Annotated in this window: 20 protein-coding genes and 1 pseudogene; 13 read left to right on the top strand and 8 right to left on the bottom strand. The window is 69.1% G+C overall.

Annotation, left to right across the window (positions count from 1 at the left end; translation table 11 throughout):
• Positions 1-10 precede the first annotated feature (10 nt).
• Positions 11-598 (top strand): hypothetical protein, encoded by a 588-nt coding sequence (locus ABGB19_RS21115; RefSeq protein ID WP_347687945.1) that lies wholly within the window; start codon positions 11-13, stop codon positions 596-598.
• Here the strand turns inward: ABGB19_RS21115 and ABGB19_RS21110 are convergent.
• From ABGB19_RS21110 to ABGB19_RS21100, 3 genes are read right to left on the bottom strand one after another with little or no spacing between them, the layout of a single operon-like run.
• Positions 576-1,862 (bottom strand): DUF222 domain-containing protein, encoded by a 1,287-nt coding sequence (locus ABGB19_RS21110; protein ID WP_347687944.1) that lies wholly within the window; start codon positions 1,860-1,862, stop codon positions 576-578. The genes ABGB19_RS21115 and ABGB19_RS21110 overlap by 23 nt on opposite strands.
• A gap of 52 nt (positions 1,863-1,914) precedes the next feature.
• Entirely contained in the window at positions 1,915-2,955 is a 1,041-nt protein-coding gene (locus ABGB19_RS21105; RefSeq protein WP_347687943.1) for an LLM class F420-dependent oxidoreductase, read from the bottom strand.
• Between the two features lie 37 nt (positions 2,956-2,992).
• The gene (locus tag ABGB19_RS21100; protein WP_347687942.1) at positions 2,993-3,847 is read right to left on the bottom strand and encodes a hypothetical protein; all 855 of its coding nucleotides are present in this window, start codon (positions 3,845-3,847) and stop codon (positions 2,993-2,995) included.
• 55 nt (positions 3,848-3,902) lie between these two features.
• On the opposite strand from ABGB19_RS21100, the gene glmS reads away from it, so the two are divergent.
• Entirely contained in the window at positions 3,903-5,771 is a 1,869-nt protein-coding gene (gene glmS, locus ABGB19_RS21095; protein WP_347687941.1) for a glutamine--fructose-6-phosphate transaminase (isomerizing), read from the top strand.
• A gap of 466 nt (positions 5,772-6,237) precedes the next feature.
• Here glmS and ABGB19_RS21090 read toward each other — a convergent pair whose 3' ends face one another.
• From ABGB19_RS21090 to ABGB19_RS21075, 4 genes and pseudogenes are all read right to left on the bottom strand, one after another.
• Positions 6,238-6,564: a nitrile hydratase accessory protein gene (locus ABGB19_RS21090; protein ID WP_347687940.1), complete on the bottom strand. Its 327-nt coding sequence runs from the start codon at positions 6,562-6,564 to the stop codon at positions 6,238-6,240.
• Positions 6,554-7,147: a nitrile hydratase subunit alpha gene (gene nthA / locus ABGB19_RS21085; protein WP_347687939.1), complete on the bottom strand. Its 594-nt coding sequence runs from the start codon at positions 7,145-7,147 to the stop codon at positions 6,554-6,556. Before nthA ends, ABGB19_RS21090 begins: the two co-directional genes overlap by 11 nt.
• On the bottom strand, positions 7,144-7,863 hold the full coding sequence (gene nthB, locus ABGB19_RS21080) for a nitrile hydratase subunit beta (protein ID WP_347687938.1): 720 nt from the start codon (positions 7,861-7,863) through the stop codon (positions 7,144-7,146). The genes nthA and nthB overlap by 4 nt, the downstream gene beginning before the upstream one ends.
• Before the next feature lie 34 nt (positions 7,864-7,897).
• A pseudogene (locus ABGB19_RS21075) lies at positions 7,898-8,088 on the bottom strand (ectoine hydroxylase); the annotation flags it as partial.
• Positions 8,089-8,361: 273 nt separating this feature from the next.
• On the opposite strand from ABGB19_RS21075, the gene ABGB19_RS21070 reads away from it, so the two are divergent.
• From ABGB19_RS21070 to groL, 11 genes are all read left to right on the top strand, one after another.
• Positions 8,362-9,783: an NAD(P)H-hydrate dehydratase gene (locus tag ABGB19_RS21070; RefSeq protein ID WP_347688044.1), complete on the top strand. Its 1,422-nt coding sequence runs from the start codon at positions 8,362-8,364 to the stop codon at positions 9,781-9,783.
• 15 nt (positions 9,784-9,798) lie between these two features.
• Positions 9,799-11,211: a glutamate decarboxylase gene (locus ABGB19_RS21065; RefSeq protein WP_347687937.1), complete on the top strand. Its 1,413-nt coding sequence runs from the start codon at positions 9,799-9,801 to the stop codon at positions 11,209-11,211.
• A gap of 43 nt (positions 11,212-11,254) precedes the next feature.
• Positions 11,255-12,421: an alanine racemase gene (alr, locus tag ABGB19_RS21060; RefSeq protein WP_347687936.1), complete on the top strand. Its 1,167-nt coding sequence runs from the start codon at positions 11,255-11,257 to the stop codon at positions 12,419-12,421.
• 11 nt (positions 12,422-12,432) lie between these two features.
• Positions 12,433-13,539, top strand: coding sequence for an alpha/beta hydrolase (locus ABGB19_RS21055; protein WP_347688043.1), 1,107 nt, complete (start codon positions 12,433-12,435; stop codon positions 13,537-13,539).
• Entirely contained in the window at positions 13,532-14,002 is a 471-nt protein-coding gene (tsaE, locus tag ABGB19_RS21050; protein WP_347687935.1) for a tRNA (adenosine(37)-N6)-threonylcarbamoyltransferase complex ATPase subunit type 1 TsaE, read from the top strand. Before ABGB19_RS21055 ends, tsaE begins: the two co-directional genes overlap by 8 nt.
• The gene (gene tsaB, locus ABGB19_RS21045) at positions 13,978-14,583 is read left to right on the top strand and encodes a tRNA (adenosine(37)-N6)-threonylcarbamoyltransferase complex dimerization subunit type 1 TsaB (RefSeq protein WP_347688042.1); all 606 of its coding nucleotides are present in this window, start codon (positions 13,978-13,980) and stop codon (positions 14,581-14,583) included. The genes tsaE and tsaB overlap by 25 nt, the downstream gene beginning before the upstream one ends.
• Positions 14,580-15,032: a ribosomal protein S18-alanine N-acetyltransferase gene (rimI, locus tag ABGB19_RS21040; protein ID WP_347687934.1), complete on the top strand. Its 453-nt coding sequence runs from the start codon at positions 14,580-14,582 to the stop codon at positions 15,030-15,032. The genes tsaB and rimI overlap by 4 nt, the downstream gene beginning before the upstream one ends.
• Positions 15,029-16,051, top strand: a complete 1,023-nt coding sequence (gene tsaD / locus ABGB19_RS21035) for a tRNA (adenosine(37)-N6)-threonylcarbamoyltransferase complex transferase subunit TsaD (RefSeq protein ID WP_347687933.1) — start codon at positions 15,029-15,031, stop codon at positions 16,049-16,051. Before rimI ends, tsaD begins: the two co-directional genes overlap by 4 nt.
• The gene (locus tag ABGB19_RS21030) at positions 16,048-17,022 is read left to right on the top strand and encodes an alpha/beta hydrolase (protein ID WP_347687932.1); all 975 of its coding nucleotides are present in this window, start codon (positions 16,048-16,050) and stop codon (positions 17,020-17,022) included. Before tsaD ends, ABGB19_RS21030 begins: the two co-directional genes overlap by 4 nt.
• Before the next feature lie 155 nt (positions 17,023-17,177).
• Entirely contained in the window at positions 17,178-17,480 is a 303-nt protein-coding gene (groES, locus tag ABGB19_RS21025) for a co-chaperone GroES (protein ID WP_041310041.1), read from the top strand.
• Positions 17,481-17,559: 79 nt separating this feature from the next.
• The gene (gene groL, locus ABGB19_RS21020; protein WP_347687931.1) at positions 17,560-19,188 is read left to right on the top strand and encodes a chaperonin GroEL; all 1,629 of its coding nucleotides are present in this window, start codon (positions 17,560-17,562) and stop codon (positions 19,186-19,188) included.
• 139 nt (positions 19,189-19,327) lie between these two features.
• Here groL and ABGB19_RS21015 read toward each other — a convergent pair whose 3' ends face one another.
• Positions 19,328-19,660 carry a YnfA family protein gene (locus ABGB19_RS21015; RefSeq protein ID WP_347687930.1) on the bottom strand — a complete coding sequence of 111 codons (333 nt, stop codon included), beginning with the start codon at positions 19,658-19,660 and terminating at the stop codon, positions 19,328-19,330.
• Between the last annotated feature and the right edge of the window lie 20 nt (positions 19,661-19,680).

Below are 19,680 nucleotides of genomic sequence, written 5' to 3'. Positions count from 1 at the left end.
CCTCCGTTGCGTGAAATTGCGGCTGCCGGAGGTGTTGTTCCTCTTTCTGTTGGGCGCGGTCGCGTCGCTCATCGGCGATCACAGCCACGTCGTCACCGGCACCACCGAGTACTTCACCGACACGGTGCCGTTCGTGTGGAGCAGCCCGTTCTGGTTCCCGTTGCTGGTCGGCGTGGCCACCGTCTCGTTGGCAGAGATCCGCATGCACCTACCCGCGCCGCGTCGTGATGTCACGGCGCGACAGGCGCTGGCCGGCGTCGCAGCGGTCATCGGGATGTACGTCACCACCGCGTTGGTCCACAGCGCGCCGGTGGTGCCCAGCACCGCTCTCATCGCCGCGATGGCCGTCATCGTCTGGTCTGCGTTGGGCGATGGTCCCGGAGCGATCTGCGGAGCAGTCGCCGCGATCGTCGGGCCGATGGTCGAGATCGTCCTCGTGAAGGTTGGGGTATTCGCCTACAACGACGCCTGTGACGGCCTCGTCGGCGTCGGACCTTGGCTCGTCCCTTTGTATTTCGCGTTCGGCGTCGTCGTCGCGGAGATCAGCGAGGTCTTCGCGAGGAACCGGGACGCCCTCACGCCGCGTGTAGGTCCGTGAGCGCGATGCTGATTCGTGCTTCGACTTCGGCGACCTCGATCGTGAATGGGCCGGGAGTTGCCGGGGCGACCGAGCGGTGGCGTGCACCGGTCGGGGTGAGGAACTCGGCGTGGTGCACGCCGTCGACCTCACATGTGCTGACCTGCCAGCCGGGTGCTTCTTTCTCGTAGTTGCACCGCTCGCACAGGCCTTGCCCGTTGATGCCATCGGTGGGCCCGCCCCGGCTGCGGGGCATGGCGTGGTCGGTGTGGCGGATCGGGGCGTCGCAGTAGGGGGTACGACATCGCTGATCGCGCAGCGCGATGAACTTCGCCAACCCCTTGGGGAATCGCCGCGACCGTGACTCCATGGCCACCAGCGCGGTTTTGTCGGGGCGCCGGTACAAACGCCGCAGTGTCGCGCGTGTGCGCCGGTCCAGTCCGGCGGCTTCGACCAGCCGGCGGGCCACCTCGGCCGGGATGGGCCCGTAGCCGTCGATCACCGCGGCGCTGTCGTCGTCGCCGAGCAGGGTCTGATCCGACATGACCAGGTTGACCGCCACCGGTTCGGGCACCTCGGCAGGCCGCCCGGTGATCCGCTCGTAGGCGGTGTCGGCCATGACCTGACCGCGGGAGCGTTCGTCGAAGGTGGTGTCGGCTTGGCGTTTGAGTGCGGCGTACATGCCGACGCCCTGCTGCACCGGCAGCAGTACGGTCAGGTAGGTCATGGTGTCGGGCGCGGGGCGGATGGTCACCGTGCGGTCCTGGGCCGCTTTGGCCGCGTGCTCGACGAACGCTTGCGGGTCCAGTCGGTAGGCGATCGACCTGGCCGCCGCGGTGATCCGCCCATCGCCCTTGCCGTCCAATCCGGTGACGTCGGCGCACATCTCGGCGTCCAGCGCGCGGCGGTCGGTGATGCTCAGACATGCCGATTCGCGCACGATCAACGTGGCACGCCATTCGGAGAGCGCTCCACATTCCAGCGCGGCCAGGGTGTGGGGCATCTCGTACACCAGGGCCTTCGCGAAGCCCTGATGCCGGCCGCCCCGCGTCGGGGAGTCGCGCCGCGCGAGCGCGATCTCACTGGCCAGCCCGCGGCCCCGCTTCCCCGAGGGCACCCCGGCGGTGGCCTCGGCGGCGCGTCGCTTGGCTTCCAACATTGCCGTCGCGCGGGCCTGACCGGCAGCGGCGGCCGATTTCACCCGCTCCAGCCGGGCGATCTGTTCGACCAACGCCGCCTCGTCGGCGTCCTCGTCGACCATCGCCAGCCCCGCTGTATCGAACATGTGTTCGAGTATGCCACAGCCCGGTGACAGGTCCGGCCGGTGTCTCCGGTGTCTACGGCAACAGGGCGCTCAACTCCTCGACGAACCGCACCGATTCCCGCCGGTCGCCCGACAGCGGTTGCAGTAGCAGGGTCGTCGCACCGGCCTCCGCATAAGCGGCCACTCGCTCGGCGACGAACCCGCGCGGTCCGACCAGCGATACGTTGCGCACCAGGTCGTCCGGCACCGCCGCGATGGCTTCGGTCTTCTTTCCCGCCAGGTAGAGATCCTGGATGTGGTCGGCGACGTCGCCGTATCCGTACCTGGTGGCGAGCTGGTGATAGAAGTTGCGTCCGCGTGCGCCCATGCCGCCGATGTAGAGCGCCAATTGCGGCTTCGCCCATGCCAATCGGCTGTCGACGTCGTCACCGATCGCCAGGGGAGCGCTCACCATCACGTCCAGCGGCCCCAGCGACGGATCGCGCTTGGCGAACCCCGCCCGAAGCGCATCGCCCCAGACGTCCTCGGCCTTCTCCGGATGGAAGAACACCGGCTGCCAGCCCTCGGCGATCTCGGCGGTCAGTTCGACGTTCTTCGGTCCGAGTGCCGCGATGGTGATCGGAATGCGATCGCGGACAGGGTGATTGATCAACTTTAGCGGCTTACCCAGGCCTGTGCCCTGCTCCGCGGGCAGCGGGATCTTGTAGTACCTGCCGTCGTGTTCCACCCGCTCGCGACGCCACACCTGCCTGCAGATCTCGACGACCTCGCGCGTGCGGCCCAGCGGCGCGTCGAACGGCACGCCGTGAAAACCCTCCATCACCTGCGGGCCGGACGTGCCGATGCCCAATCGGAAGCGGCCGTCGGAGACGTAGTCCAGCCCCGCGGCCGTCATCGCCAGCAGCGTCGGGGTCCGGACGTAGATGGGGACGACGCCGGTGCCCAGCTCGATCCGCGAGGTGCGGGCCGCGAGGAAACCGAGCTGGCTGATCGCGTCGTACGAATAGGCCTCGGCGACCAGCGCGATGTCGATGCCGACCTGCTCGAGCTCGACGACGTCGTCGACGGCCTCCTTGAAGCCGCCCGCATAGCCGAGGAAGATTCCGGTGCGCATCACTGGAACGTACACCCAACCGGTTGGTTGGGCCGCACTAGGGCTTCAGCAGCGCGACGACCTTGTTCTCCAGGTCCACCGGATCGTCCGAGAAGGGGTCCAACACGGGAGCCTTCGGGAGCTCGACTTCGGGATCGGCGAAGTCGCGGTAGGCCTTGTCGCCGGTCAGCGTGTGCAGCAGATATCCGGTCACCAGCGCGCGCACGATCTTCTGGGTGCCACGGTCGGCGCCCGGCAGCCCGACCACCCGCGCCAGTCGCCGACCTTCGATCAACCCGCCCGCCTTGACGCTTTTCAACGCCCGCAACGTCGCCGGCCGCCACACCCGCGCCAGCTCGACGGCGTTCGACCGCAGCGACATGGGGTCGCCGGGATCGGCCAGGATCAACCCGGGCACCTGCAGCGTCGACGCCGGTTCCACGGCCGGCGGAGCGCTGATTGTGGGGAACATCGCAACGACGGCATTTGGGCCATGCGGCCCCGCCTGCATCCCGGCCGCGGCGAAGACCGCCGCCGAGCCGCCGAATCCGTGTCCGGCCACGCCCAGCTTGTTGGGATGCACGCTGATCGCGCCCGGGCCCAACCGCACACCGGTGATGATGTCCAGCGCCGTCCCCAGGTCGTAGGCCAGGTTGAGCACCGACGGCGCCAGGCCGGTCTCGGTGGCAGGGGCAGCGGCGACGATGCCCCACGAGGCCAGATGCTCCAGCGTGCCCTCGTAGCGGTCGGCAGCGGCCAGCCAATCGTGACCGAAAGCCACCCCGGGCAGGTTCAGGCCCGCTTCGGGGGTGTAGACGACACCGGAAAGTCCGGCGAAGGCCAGGTCACCGCGCAAAACGCGGTGCGGGCCGCGCCGGGTCAGGGCCTTGAAGAGCTTCTTCGTCCGGGCCACCTGACGACCGTAGCCCACAGGGTCCGAGGCGGCTCTTGGACTACCCTGAATGCTTATGTGTGGAATCGTCGGCTACGTCGGGCAGCGTCCTGCCTGCGAGATCGTGGTCGATGCGCTGCGCCGGATGGAGTACCGCGGGTACGACTCGGCGGGTGTCGCGCTGCTCGACGGCAGTGGCGGGCTGACCGTCCGGCGCCGGGCCGGCCGGCTGGCCAACCTGGAAGCCGCGCTGAGCGACAGCGACGCCGCCGACCTGGCCGGCAGCACCGGCCTGGGCCACACCCGCTGGGCCACCCACGGCAGGCCCACCGACCGCAATGCCCATCCCCACCGCGATGCCGCCGAGAAGATCGCCGTCGTGCACAACGGGATCATCGAGAACTACGCCGTCCTGCGCGCTGAGTTGGAGGCCGCGGGCGTGGAGTTCGCCAGCGACACCGACACCGAGGTGGCAGTGCACCTGGTCGCCCGGCAATACCGGGACGGCGACACCGCAGGCGACTTCGCACAGTCCGTGCTCGCCGTGCTCCGCCGCCTGGAGGGCCACTTCACCCTCGTCTTCGCCAACGCCGACGAGCCGGGCACCATCGTGGCCGCCCGCCGGTCCACCCCGCTGGTGATCGGCGTCGGCGAGGGAGAGATGTTCGTCGGCTCCGACGTCGCCGCGTTCATCGAGCACACCCGCGACGCGGTCGAACTGGGGCAGGACCAGGCGGTGGTCGTGACCGCCGACGGCTACCGCATCACCGACTTCGCCGGAAACGATGACGCCGCGAATGCTCGCCCCTTCCACATCGACTGGGACATCTCGGCCGCCGAGAAGGGTGGCTACGAGTACTTCATGCTCAAGGAGATCGCCGAGCAGCCCGCCGCCGTGTCCGACACGCTGCTCGGCCACTTCGCCGACAACCGCATCGTGCTCGACGAGCAGCGGCTCTCCGACCAGGAGCTGCGCGAGATCGACAAGGTCTTCATCGTGGCCTGCGGCACCGCCTACCACTCCGGGCTGCTGGCCAAGTACGCGATCGAGCACTGGACCCGGCTGCCCGTCGAGGTGGAGCTGGCCAGCGAATTCCGTTACCGCGACTCGGTTCTCGACCGGCACACGCTGGTGGTGGCCATCTCGCAGTCCGGCGAGACGGCCGACACGCTGGAGGCCGTTCGCCACGCCAAGGAGCAGAAGGCCAGGGTGCTGGCGATCTGCAACACCAACGGCAGCCAGATCCCGCGCGAGTGCGACGCGGTGCTCTACACCCGCGCCGGACCCGAGATCGGCGTCGCGTCGACCAAGACGTTCCTCGCCCAGATCACCGCGAATTACCTTGTCGGGCTTGCTCTTGCGCAGGCCCGCGGCACGAAGTACCCCGAAGAGGTGGAGCGTGAGTTCGCCGAACTCGAGGCCATGCCCGACCTCGTCGCGCGGGTCCTCGACACGGTGGGGCCGGTCAACGCTCTGGCGAAGCGGTTCGCGCAATCGCAGACGGTCTTGTTCCTCGGCCGTCACGTCGGCTACCCCGTCGCGCTCGAGGGCGCCCTCAAGCTCAAGGAATTGGCGTACATGCACGCCGAGGGGTTCGCCGCCGGTGAACTCAAGCACGGGCCGATCGCGCTGATCGAGGACGGCCTGCCGGTGATCGTCGTGATGCCGTCGCCCAAGAACGCGCCGATGCTGCACGGCAAACTGCTGAGCAACATCCGCGAGGTCCAGGCGCGCGGCGCGATCACGATCGTCATCGCCGAGGAGGGCGACGACACCGTGCGGCCCTACGCCGACCATCTGATCGAAATTCCCGCGGTGTCAACGCTGTACCAGCCGCTTCTGTCGACCATTCCGCTGCAGGTGTTCGCCGCCGGCGTGGCGCAGGCCCGTGGTTACGACGTCGACAAGCCGCGCAACCTGGCCAAGTCCGTCACCGTCGAGTGATCTTCTGGCTGTCGGCGCCGCCATACGGCGCCGACAGTCCCCCTCGAATCTGGCGGCGATTACGGGTACGACGCTAGCGGCTCAACGAAGTCGGTTGCGTCCGGGTAAACGCCTTGCGAGGAACTAGAGGCAACCACCCCGATTCACCGCCTCGGACAGCTTAGGCAGGATTCGCAGCGACGAATTGCGGGTAGAAGTCGCCATCCGTAGAGCCCAAAGTCCTTCGTGGGGGCGTGCCACTGCTCAAGATGGGTGATCGAGACACAGGAGGGCGAGATCAGTCCAGACGTCGGACCTTCCGCAGCGACCGCGCCCGCGCGCGCTTCGACCCCGATGTGGGCGGTGACGATCAGGCGCACTGGTTCGACGACCTGCTCACCGGCCTGGACCGGTCCTCATCGCATCTCATGGGCGTCTCGTTCGGCGGGTGCCTTCTGGAACCGCGTCGACGGCCGCGGCTGAGCACTCAGTGGTCGAAACCCGTCGGGCGATTCGAGAGTAGGCGATGCCGGTCGTCCAGCTCGGGCAACTCCACCAGGGCGGCATGTGTGAGTACGTCCTCGAGCGCCGCCGCCCAGCTTCGCCAGTACGGCCGCACGTCGTCCTCGGCGATGCGGCGAATCAGGCGGTCCCGGAACGTATCCCAACTGCACGCCCCGGACCGGCACAGGGCCACGGTCACACCGAATGCACGACGTTCCCACGGCTCGGCGAACACGATCTCCCCGTTGTCGCGCGGCGGCGAAACCGGTCCCTGAAGATCGGCATCGATGCGGGCCGCCTCACTGGCCAACGACGTCCGTGGGCGAGCGCGGTCGCCCCACTCCGATCATCGAATCTCGGGTTACGAGTCGCGCCAGCTCGGCCTCGCCGAAATCGTCTGTGCCGGTGGGCCGCTCGGGCAGCACGAGATAACGTGCCTCCGCCGAGCTGTCCCACACCCTGATCGTCACGTCAGCGGGAACGTCGAGTCCCATCTCGGCGAGCAGGGCCCGTGGCTGAGCGACCATCCGCGACCGGTACGCCGGCGACTTGTACCACGCCGGCGGCAGCCCGAGCACCGGCCAGGGATAACAGGAGCACAGCGTGCACACCACCACGTTGTGGGTCGTCGGCGTGTTCGGAACCGCGACGATCAGGTGGCCCTCAGGTCCGCCGAAGCCGAGCTCGGCCACCGCACGGGTCGCGTCGGTGAGCAGCCGGTGCCGATAGTCCTGATCGGCCCAGGCGCGAGCGATCACCTTCGCGCCGTTCATCGGCCCCACGTTCGTCTCGTAGTGTTCGATCACCTCGTCGATGACGTGCGAGTCGACGATTCCCTTTTCCACGAGCAGCGCTTCCAAAGCCTCGACGCGCGTAGCGGTTTCGTCGGTCACTTTGCCTCCAGGTAAGACTCGTAGAGGTCCACCCGTACCTCGGTGCCCGGTTCGGCGGCCGCGCCCCACAGGTCGGAGCCCTGGAAGACGACCGTATACAGCTGTTGCGGCGATGCGCGCCTACCCACCGCGCGGGCGTCGGGGAACACGGTTGCGCCGAGGGTCGCGACGATCACCCCGGGCTTGCCGGACACGTAGCCGGGCCGGCGGGTGAACGGCACCGCGCGGGTGGTGCGTACCCGTACCCGGTCTCCGATTGCGAAGCGCCGCCGCCGAAGCGCCGGACGCGACGTGCCCAGCACCCTAGGCAGTACATATCCGGCCATCCAGCGGGGCTGGGGGAACCGCAGAGTCGACCGCAACAGCCGCTTCGTCAGCGCCAGGCGCGTGCCCGACTGGTGCCGCGCTCCGGTGCGTGCGCTGCCGCCGGCGACTCGGGCATCGACCTCGCCGGGTGCCAGATAACCGGCATCGACGAGGAGGTTCTCGAAGGCCGCCAGCCAACGCCGGTAGTAGGCCGAGAGATAGACGTCGCGCGGGAGCTTCTCCATCGCGAAGCGCAGAATGTCGACGCTGCGGCCGAGCAAGGGCAGCAGGAAGAACGAGATGCCGAAGACGCGGCCCTCCCACGGCTCGTGGAAGACCGGCTCGTCCGGCTCGCGAACGACCGGACCGAAGAACTCGGTTCGGCCGCCCATGTCGCTGACCGGGGCCACGGCGTGACGATACCGCACCCCGACGGGCGTTTCGTCAGCTGACGTAACCCAGTGGGGCGACCTGTCGCGCGGCGAGATACTCCGGCCGGGGCCGAGCGGCCGCGAACGGCTCGGTGGGCGGGTTCTGCACCGAGTTGAACACGAGGAAGATGTTCGACCCGGGAACGGGGTGATGTTCGAACCCGAACCGTGCAGCAGGTTGGCGTCGAACCACAGCGCCGTGCCTGCCGGACCGGTGGACTGGTCGATTCCGCACCGGTCGGCCTCGGTGAGCACCGCCCGATCCGGAACACAAATGTCCTGGCGCAGTGCTGACGAAAGGCTTCATGATCACGGCCGTCCGCCATGCACCGTTATCGGATCGTTATCTGTCGCGGCACGACCGGTGGCGGTGCCAGTAGCCGATTGTGTTGCTCGGGGTGACGGGCGCCACCCTTCTGAGCGGTGCATTCCCGCGTCGCCAACCGAAAAGGGGGTTGGCATGGAATCCTGATCTCGATGCGGCACTACTACACCGCCGATGAGATCCGCGAGGCAGAAGCGCCGCTGTTGGCGAGCCTGCCGGACGGCGTCCTGATGCGCCGAGCCGCCAACGGGCTGGCCGTCGCGATCGCCAGGGAGATGATGATGCGCACCGGCGGTATCGCCGGACGTCATGTGTGCGCGGTGGTGGGTTCCGGTGACAACGGCGGTGACGCGCTCTGGGCGGCCACGCTGCTGTGCAGACGCGGCGCGTCGGCCGCCGCTGTCCTGCTCAATCCCGAGCAGACACACCGCAAGGCGCTGGCCGCCTTCCGCGCAGCAGGTGGCAGGGTCGTCGAAACAGTGCCGAGAACAACGGATCTGGTCGTCGACGGGGTCGTCGGCATCTCCGGCTCGGGTTCATTGCGGCCGAACGCCGCCGAGGTGTTCGCCGCCGTCGACGACGCCGGCGTGCCCGTGGTGGCCGTCGACATCCCCAGCGGCGTCGACGTGCAGACGGGCGCCACTGCGGGCCCGCACGTGCACGCCGCGCTGACCGTGACGTTCGGGGGCTTGAAACCCGTTCACGCGCTGGGCGATTGTGGACGAGTCGAGCTGATCGACATCGGGCTCGACCTGCCGCCGTCGGACGTCATCGGTCTCGACGCGGGCGACGTCGCCGCGCTCTGGCCGGTGCCGGGGCCGAAGGACGACAAGTACACCCAGGGCGTGACCGGCGTCCTCGCCGGATCCGCGACCTATCCGGGCGCGGCCGTGCTGTGTACCGGCGCGGCGGTCGCAGCCACGTCTGGCATGGTGCGTTACGCGGGAAGCGCTGGGCAGCAGGTGCTTTCACACTGGCCCGAGGTGATCGCCGCACCCGGTCCCAGCGCGTCCGGCCGGGTGCAGGCATGGGTGGTCGGCCCCGGCCTCGGCACCGACGAGACCGGTGCGGCGGCGTTGTGGTACGCGCTGGACAGCGATCTTCCGGTGATCGTCGACGCCGACGCGCTGACGATTCTGGCCGCGCACCCCGAGATCGTCATGAACCGTTCCGCGCCGACCGTGCTGACGCCCCATGCCGGCGAGTTCGCGCGCCTTGCCGGTTCGCCCCCCGGCGACGACCGTGTCGGCGCCACCCGTGCGCTGGCCGACCGGTTCGGCGTCACCGTGCTGCTGAAGGGCAACGTCACCGTCGTCGCCGAGCCCGCCGGCCGGGTGTACCTGAACCCCGCGGGCCAATCATGGGCGGCCACAGCCGGATCCGGCGACGTGCTGTCGGGCGTCATCGGCGCGCTGCTGGCCGCGGGGCTGCCCGCCGGCGAGGCAGCCGCCGCCGCGGCGTTCGTGCACGTCCGCGCCGCCAACCTGTCGGCCTGCGACCCCGGGCCGAGCCCCGCACCAACGTCGGCGTCGCGCATCCTCACGCACGTCCGCACCGCCATCGCAAGTCTGTGAACGAAAGGATCTTCCATGTCGCGCACGCGCCCTCACGCGCCGCAGGTCTCCCCGGCGTACACCGGACGGCTGGCGATGTCGCCCGTGCCGTCGCTGCGCCTCCCCGACGACGCGATGGACCCCGACGCCGCCTACCGCTTCATCCACGACGAGCTCATGCTCGACGGAAGCTCGCGGCTCAACCTCGCCACCTTCGTCACGACGTGGATGGACCCGCAGGCCGAGAAGCTGATGGCCGAGACGTTCGACAAGAACATGATCGACAAGGACGAGTACCCGGCGACCGCAGCGATCGAGCAACGCTGCGTGTGCATGGTGGCCGACCTCTTCCACGCCGAGGGGCTGCGCGACGACGACCCGAACAGTGCGGTCGGCGTATCGACGATCGGCTCCAGTGAGGCCGTCATGCTGGCCGGGCTGGCGATGAAATGGCGCTGGCGCGAGCGCGTCGGCGGCGGAAAGGGCGGAAAGGGCGGAAAGAAGGATGCCTGGAAGGGTCGCACCCCGAACCTGGTGATGGGCGCCAACGTGCAGGTGGTGTGGGAGAAGTTCTGCCGCTACTTCGACGTCGAGCCGCGCTACCTGCCGATGGCCGAGGACCGCTACGTCATCACCCCCGAGCAGGTCCTCGCCGCCGTCGACGAGGACACCATCGGCGTGGTCGCGATTCTGGGCACCACCTACACCGGCGAGCTCGAACCGATCGGCGAGATCTGTGCCGCGCTGGACAAGGCGGCCGCCGACGGGGGGCTGGACATCCCGGTGCACGTCGACGCGGCCAGTGGCGGCTTCGTGGTGCCGTTCCTGCATCCCGACCTCGAGTGGGACTTCCGGCTGCCGCGGGTGGTGTCGATCAACGTCAGCGGCCACAAATACGGCCTCACCTACCCGGGCATCGGGTTCGTGGTGTGGCGCAGCCCGGCCTACCTGCCCGAGGACCTGGTATTCAGGGTCAACTACCTCGGCGGCGACATGCCGACGTTCACGCTGAACTTCTCGCGGCCCGGCAACCAGGTGGTGGGGCAGTACTACAACTTCCTGCGCCTCGGCCGGGCCGGTTATTCCCTGGTCATGCAGAGCCTTTCGCAGACCGCGCGGTGGCTGGGCGATCAGTTGAGCGACAGCAGGCACTTCGAAGTGGTGGCCGACGGCTCGGCGATCCCGGTGGTCAGCTTCAAGCTGGTGGGTGATTTCGGCTACACCGAGTTCGACGTGTCGCAGGCGCTGCGGTCGTACGGCTGGCAGGTGCCCGCCTACACCATGCCCGAAGGTGCGACCGGCGTCACGATGCTGCGGATCGTGGTGCGGGAGGGCTTCTCCGCCGACCTGGCCAGGGCGCTGCACGACGACCTGGTGACCGTGTTGGCGCACCTCGACGAGCTCAAGCCGCAGGGCCACTTCGACCACGAGCAGCCGTTCGCGCACTAGCGGCGGACGCGCGTCTGGGACAATCGGTCGTGGTGAGGAGACCATGCACACGACCGAACTGACCACACCCGCCACGACCGCCTCCCCCCAGGCGGTCGTCGACCTCGACGCCATCGCGCACAACGTGCGGCTGCTGGCCGACCACGCGGGCAGCGCGCAGGTCATGGCCGTCGTCAAGGCCGACGGTTACGGCCACGGCGCCGCCGAGGTCGGTCGCGCCGCGCTGGCCGCCGGGGCGGCGGAACTCGGCGTCGCGACAGTCGACGAGGCGCTGGCCCTGCGCCGCGACGGCATCACCGCGCCGGTGCTGGCCTGGCTGCACCCGCCGGGGGTCGACTTCGCCCCCGCGGTGGCCGCCGACGTCCAGCTCGGGGTGTCCTCGGTGCGCCAGCTGGCCGAGGTGCTCGACGCGACCGAGCGGGCCGGCCGTCCCGCCACGCTCACCGTCAAGGCCGACACCGGGCTGAGCCGCAACGGCGTCAGCCCCGCCGACTACCCGGCGATGCTCGCGGTGATCGGGCGCGCCGCGGCCGACGGCGCGATCCGGCCGCGCGGCCTGATGTCGCACCTCGTGCACGGCGACGACCCCGACAACCCGCTCAACGGCGTTCAGGTGCAACGCCTCACCGACATGCGCGCATACGCCGCCGAACAGGGCGTGCACTTCGAGATCGCGCACCTGAGCAATTCGCCAGCCGTTCTGACCCGGCCCGACCTGGCCCTCGACCTCGTCCGCCCCGGTATCGCGGTGTACGGGCAGACCCCGATCCCGCAGCGCGGCGACATGGGGCTGCGCCCGGCGATGACGGTCAAAGCGCCTGTGGCACTGGTACGAAAGGTACGCGCGGGCGCTGGCGTCTCCTACGGCCACACGTGGATCGCCGACCGCGACACCACGCTGGCACTGCTGCCCGTCGGCTACGCCGACGGCATCTTCCGCGGGTTGAGCAACCGCTTCGAGGTGCTGATCAACGGTCGGCTGCACCGCAACGTTGGCCGAATCTGCATGGACCAGTTCGTGGTTGACGTGGGTCCGGACAGCGACGTCACCGAGGGCGACGACGCGATCCTGTTCGGGCCCGGCACGCACGGGGAACCCAGCGCTCAGGACTGGGCGGACCTGCTGGACACCATCAACTACGAGGTGGTCACCAGTCCGCGTGGTCGCATCGTGCGGACTTACGTCCTGTCGACAGGCGAATCACGTTGAGCAAAGACGGAATTCGGCCTGCCCATGGCCGTGCGGCGAACGCGCGCTGGCTGGCCGGTGCCGCGGGCCTGAGTGCCGTCGGCGCGGCCGCCGGGGTGTCCGTCGCCCGGTCGATGCGCCGTCGCGTGATGACCGACGACCCCTATGAGGGCGAGGACTTCGAGCTGCTCGACGCCGACCGCAGCTCAGTGGTCACCACACCGGACGGCGTGTCGTTGGCCGTTCGCGAGGTCGGGCCCCAGGATGCGCCGCTGACCGTCGTCTTCGCGCACGGTTTCTGTCTACGCATGGGCGCCTTCCACTTTCAGCGGGCCCGGCTGGCCGAACAGTGGGGATCCCAGGTGCGGATGGTGTTCTACGACCAGCGTGGGCACGGCCAGTCGGCCGAGGCGCCGCCGGAAACCTACACAGTCACACAGCTGGGTCAGGACCTGGAAGCCGTGCTGGCGGTGACGGCGCCGCGAGGGCCGGTGGTGCTGGTCGGCCACTCGATGGGTGGGATGACCGTGCTGTCGCATGCGCGGCAGTTCCCGCAGCGCTACCCGACACGCGTCGTCGGCGCCGCGATCATCGCCTCGGCGGCCGAGGGCGTTTCGCGCTCGCCGCTGGGCGAGATCCTGCAGAACCCGGCGCTGGAGGCCGTGCAGTTCGCGGTGCGGTACGCCCCGAAGACGGTGCACCGTACCCGCGGCGTCGCCAAGGCGGTGATCGCCCCGGTCCTGCGCGCGGCGTCGTACGGGGACGAGAAGATCAGCCCCAGTGTCGTGGCGTTCTCAGAGGAAATGATGCACGGCACGCCGATCGCCACCCTGGTCGAGTTCCTGCACGCCCTCGAGGTGCACGACGAGACCGACGGGTTGGCGACCCTGGCCAAGGTGCCCACGCTGATCGCGTGCGGTGATCGCGACCTGCTCACGTCGATGGAGTACTCCCAGGCTATGGCGGCCTCGCTGCCGAAGGCCGAATTGGTGATCGTCGGCGGCGCAGGCCATCTCGTCCAGCTCGAGGAGCCCGAGGCCATCAACGACGCGCTGGTGCGGTTGGTGGAGCGCGCGACACCGTCCAAGCTCGTCGCGCTCACCCGCCGCGTGCGCGAGAGGGTCCGCAACCATGGCTGAGCGGGTCTCGGGCACTGCGGAGCTGTCCACCGCCGAGGACACCGTCGCGCTGGGCGCCCGGCTCGGTGAGCAGTTGCGTGCCGGTGACGTCGTGGTGCTGTCCGGGCCGCTCGGCGCCGGAAAGACGGTGTTGGCCAAGGGAATCGCGCAGGCCATGGACGTCGAAGGGCCGGTGATCTCGCCGACGTTCGTGCTGGCGCGGGTGCACCGCCCCCGCCGCCGGGGCACGCCGGCCATGGTGCACGTCGACCTGTACCGGCTCCTCGACCACGGCTCGGTCGACCTGCTCGCCGAACTCGACTCGCTGGACCTCGACACCGATCTCGACGACGCCGTCGTGGTCGTCGAATGGGGGGAGGGGCTGGCCGAACGGCTCTCCGACAGTCACCTCGACATCCGGCTGGAACGCGCCCGCGACACCGAGGTCCGCACGGCGATCTGGCAGTGGAGCGCGCCGTGCTGATCCTGGCGATCGACACCGCCACCCCCGCCGTCACCGCGGGCGTGGTGCGCCTCGACGGCCTCCAGGTGCTCGCCGAGCGCGTCACCGTCGACCCCAGGGCGCACGCCGAACTGCTCACTCCCAATGTCGTCGGCGCGCTCGCCGACGCCGGGGTCACCGTCGCCGATCTCGACGCCGTGGTCGTGGGGTGCGGGCCCGGCCCGTTTACCGGGCTGCGGGTCGGGATGGCGTCGGCCGCCGCGTTCGGGCACGCGCTCGGCGTGCCTGTGCACGGCGTGTGCAGCCTTGACGCGATCGGTATCGGCAGCGCAGCCACCGGGTCCGAGATGCTCGTGGTGACCGACGCCCGCCGCCGTGAGGTGTACTGGGCGCGCTACCGCGACGGGATACGCATCGACGGGCCGGCGGTCAACGCGCCCGCCGATGTGCCGGGAGCGTCGGATGCCCTGGCGCGGCCTCCGGTCTACCCGACCGTCGCCGGCCTGGTGCGCGCGGTGCCCGACTGGACGGCCGAACCGGCGCCGTTGATCCCGCTGTACCTGCGGCGTCCCGACGCCAAGCCCGCCGCGGTGAAGCGGTGAGCATCCACTACGGGCCCTTGAGACCATCCGATGCCGCCCGCTGCGCGGAACTGGAGGCGCAGTTGTTCGACGGCGACGACCCGTGGCCCGAACGGGCGTTCTTGGCCGAGCTCAAGGCCAAGCACATCCGCTACGTCGCCGCGCGCGATGCGGACAAGCTCGTCGGTTACGGCGGCATCGCGCGGCTGGGCCGGAAGAACCCCTACGAGTACGAGATCCACACCATCGGCGTCGACCCGGCCTATCAGGGCCAGGGCATCGGCAGGTGGATGCTCACCGACCTGCTGGAGCACGCCTCGGACGGCACCGTGTTCCTCGAAGTGCGCACCGACAACGTGGCCGCGATCTCGCTGTACGAGAGCTTCGGCTTCGTCAACGTCGGCCTGCGCAGGCGCTACTACCGGGCCAGCGGCGCCGACGCCTATACGATGAGGCGCGATCCGACATGATCATCCTGGCCATCGAGAGTTCCTGCGACGAGACCGGCGTCGGCATCGCCGAATTGGGCGCCGACGGGTCGGTGCGGCTGTTGGCCGACGAGGTGGCGTCCAGCGTCGACGAGCACGCGCGGTTCGGCGGCGTCGTCCCGGAGATCGCCTCGCGCGCGCATCTGGAGGCGCTGGGGCCGACCATGCGCCGCGCACTGCAGGCCGCAGGGATCGACAAGCCCGACGTCGTCGCCGCGACCATCGGCCCCGGACTGGCGGGCGCGCTGCTGGTCGGTGTCGCCGCGGCCAAGGCGTATGCAGCGGCCTGGCAGGTGCCGTTCTACGGGGTCAACCACCTCGGTGGGCACCTGGCCGCCGACGTCTACGACCACGGTCCGCTGCCCGAGAGCATCGGCTTGCTGGTGTCGGGCGGGCACACCAACCTGTTGCACGTGCGGTCCCTTGGCGAGCCGATCATTGAACTCGGCAGCACCGTGGACGACGCGGCGGGGGAGGCCTACGACAAGGTGGCGCGCCTGCTGGGCCTGGGCTATCCCGGCGGCAAGGTGCTCGACGACCTGGCCCGCGAGGGCGACCGGGACGCGATCGCGTTCCCGCGGGGTATGACCGGGCCGCGCGACGACCCGTACGCGTTCAGCTTCTCGGGGCTCAAGACCAGTGTCGCCAGGTATGTCGAGAGCCATTCGGACGCAGCGCAGGCCGACGTGGCGGCGGGTTTCCAGGAGGCGGTCGCCGACGTGCTCACGCGCAAGGCCGTGCGCGCCGCCAAGGACCTGAACGTGTCGACGCTGCTGATCGCGGGCGGGGTGGCGGCCAATTCGCGGTTGCGTGAGCTGGCCGAGGAGCGGTGTGCGGCCGACGGGCTGGCGCTGCGGATTCCGCGGCCGCGGCTGTGCACCGACAACGGCGCGATGATCGCCTCGTTCGCCGCGCACCTGATCGCGGCGGGGGCCGCGCCGTCGCGGTTGGACGCCGCCAGCGATCCCGGGCTGCCGGTGATCCAGGCGCAAGTGGCATGACGCCGGATGTCGCTGCTCGGATCATCGACACCAACGGTGTCCGGTTGCGGACGCTGGAGGCAGGCCGCCCGGGTGATCCGGTGGTGGTACTGGCACACGGCTTTCCGGAGCTGGGCTACTCCTGGCGCCATCAGCTACCCGCGTTGGCCGCGGCGGGTTTTCACGTGCTCGCGCCGGATCAACGCGGATACGGCGGATCGTCGCGTCCTGGGGCGGTGGAGGATTACACCATCGTCGAGTTGACTGCCGACTTGATCGGTCTGCTCGACGACGTGGGTGCCGAGCGGGCGGCTTTCGTGGGCCACGACTGGGGCGCGATCATCTCCTGGCAGATGCCGTTGCTCCACCCGAGCCGCGTCTCGGCCGTCGCAGGGCTGGCCGGACCACCCACTCCTCGGCCGCGACGGCGACCGACGGAGGGCTGGCGTAACAGGTTCGGCGACCACTTCTTCTACATCCTGTATTTCCAGGAGCCCGGAGTCGCCGAGGCCGACCTCGAGCGCGATCCTGCCACGACGCTGCGGCGCACACTCGGCGGTATCGCGGTGGGCGACCGGTTCTTCCGGTCCGGGCCCGAAGGCTACGTGGAGCGGTTGGCCGAACCGGATGGGTTGCCGAACTGGCTGAGCCAAGACGACCTCGACGTCTACATCGAAGTCTTCAGCCAGACCGGCTTCGCCGGCGCATTGAACTGGTACAGGAACTTCGATCGCAACTGGGAACTCACCCGTGACACCCCAGCGGAAAGGATCACGGTCCCGGCGCTGTCGATCATCGGCTCCGACGATCCGATCCTGTCTTTCGCCCCGACCGACCGCCACGCCGAAGTGGTCGCCGGCCCGTACCGAGAGGTGGTCATCGACGGCGCAGGGCACTGGATCCAGCAGGAGCGGCCGCACGAGGTGAGCCGGGAAATACTGAGGCTGCTGTCCCAAGTCACCGATAGGCACCGGGGCGCCCTTGAGTGCTAGCACTCTCGTGTATAGAGTGCTAGATGGCAGCGCGGCCAACCCCTGCGCCGGCACCCGCGACGACGGCGCGTGGCACGGACGCTTTGCCGAACACCTGGTAACTAAGGAATCCGGGATCCCCCGGATCGATACCCGAACTAGTGGAGGGCTCCATCGTGGCGAGCGTGAACATCAAGCCACTCGAGGACAAGATCCTCGTACAGGCCAACGAGGCCGAGACCACGACCGCTTCCGGTCTGGTCATTCCGGATACCGCCAAGGAGAAGCCGCAGGAAGGCACCGTCGTTGCGGTCGGCCCCGGCCGCTGGGACGACGAGGGCGAAAAGCGTATTCCGCTGGACGTCTCCGAGGGCGACACCGTCATCTACAGCAAGTACGGCGGCACCGAGATCAAGTACAACGGTGAGGAGTACCTGATCCTCTCCGCCCGCGACGTGCTGGCAGTCGTCAACAAGTAAGCACCCGTGTACCGCCCCGGGAATCCCCGCACAGAACGGGTGATTTCCGGGGCGGCATGCGTCCTAACGGAAGACAACTATGAGCAAGCAGATTGAGTTCAACGAAACTGCGCGCCGCGCAATGGAAGCCGGCGTAGACAAGCTCGCCGACACGGTGCGGGTGACGCTGGGCCCGCGGGGTCGCAACGTGGTGCTGGCCAAGGCGTGGGGCGGGCCGACCGTCACCAACGACGGCGTCACCATCGCCCGCGAGATCGACCTCGAGGACCCGTTCGAGAATCTCGGGGCGCAGCTGGTGAAGTCGGTGGCCACCAAGACCAACGACGTCGCAGGCGACGGCACCACCACCGCGACGGTGGTGGCGCAGGCGATCATCAAGGCGGGGCTGCGCAACGTCGCCGCCGGGGCCAACCCGATCGCGCTCGGCTCGGGCATCGCCAAGGCTGCCGACGCGGTTTCGGAGGCGCTGCTGGCATCGGCGACGCCGGTGTCGGACAAGACCGGCATCGCACAGGTCGCCACGGTGTCCTCACGCGACGAGCAGGTCGGCGAGCTGGTGGGCGAGGCGATGACCACGGTCGGCGCCGACGGTGTCGTGTCCGTCGAGGAGTCCTCGACGCTGAACACCGAACTGGAGATCACCGAGGGTGTCGGCTTCGACAAGGGCTACCTGTCGGCGTACTTCATGACCGATTTCGACGCCCAGGAGGCGGTGCTCGAGGATGCGCTGGTGCTGCTGCACCGCGAGAAGATCAGCTCGCTGCCCGACCTGCTGCCGCTGCTGGAGAAGGTCGCCGAAGCCGGCAAGCCGCTGCTGATCGTCGCTGAAGACGTTGAGGGCGAAGCACTTTCGACGCTGGTCGTCAACGCCATTCGGAAGACGCTGAAGGCCGTCGCGGTCAAGGCGCCGTTCTTCGGCGACCGTCGCAAGGCGTTCCTCGACGACCTCGCCGTCGTGACCGGTGGTCAGGTCGTCAACCCCGACGTCGGGCTGCTGCTGCGTGAGGTCGGCGTCGACGTGCTCGGCACCGCCCGGCGCGTCGTGGTGGACAAGGACAGCACGGTCATCGTCGACGGCGGCGGCACCAAGGACGCCATCGAGGCGCGCAAGGCTCAGCTGCGCGCCGAGATCGAGGCCAGCGATTCGGACTGGGACCGCGAGAAGCTCGAGGAGCGGCTGGCCAAGCTGGCCGGCGGCGTCGCCGTCATCAAGGTCGGCGCGGCCACCGAGACCGATCTGAAGAAGCGCAAGGAGGCCGTCGAGGACGCCGTCTCGGCGGCCAAGGCCGCGGTCGAGGAGGGCATCATCGCCGGCGGCGGTTCGGCCCTGATCAAGGCCCGCAGCTCGCTGGACAAGCTGCTCGACACTCTGACCGGTGACGAGCGCATCGGCGTCGAGGTCTTCGCCTCGGCGCTGTCGGCGCCGCTGTACTGGATCGCCACCAACGCGGGCTTCGACGGGTCGGTCGTGGTGAACAAGGTCGCCGAACTGCCTGCGGGGCAGGGCTTCAACGCCGCCACGCTGGAATACGGCGATCTCGCGGCCGACGGTGTCGTCGACCCCGTCAAGGTCACCCGCTCGGCGGTGCTCAACGCCGCTTCGGTCGCGCGCATGGTGCTGACCACCGAGACGGCGATCGTCGAGAAGCCGGCCGAGGAGGAGGACGACGGCCACGGCCACGGCCACGGTCATCACCACCACCACTAGAAGTACCTAGTACGAGACACCCCCGGTCCGCGCGGCCGGGGGTGTTTCGTTGGTGCCGCAGCCGCGCGAGCGCTCATCGTTGTACGGTTTCGGGCCGAAAATATGTACAAGGTTGAGCGCTCGGCACACTGATCAGTCGTCACGCCTCGCGCGGCGCGTACATGATCACCGCGACCCCGACCAGGCAGATCACCGCACCGATGATGTCCCAGCGGTCCGGACGGAATTCGTCGAGCGCCACACCCCAGAGCAGCGACCCCGCCACGAAGACGCCGCCATACGCCGCCAGGATCCGGCCGAAGTGCGCATCGGGCTGAAGGGTGGCGACGAATCCGTAGATGCCCAGCGCGATCACTCCCAAGCCCGCCCAGAGCCAACCGCGATGCTCGCGAACCCCTTGCCAGACCAGCCATGCACCGCCGATTTCAGCGACCGCGGCCAGCGCGAAGAGCAGTATTGAACGCACCACCATGAGCTAGAACTCTATGAGAC

The organism is Mycobacterium sp. B14F4 (genome assembly GCF_039871645.1).
Classification (GTDB): domain Bacteria; phylum Actinomycetota; class Actinomycetes; order Mycobacteriales; family Mycobacteriaceae; genus Mycobacterium.
The sequence above is the reverse complement of the archived record's forward strand: the minus strand, read 5'-3'. Positions and strand labels throughout refer to the sequence as shown.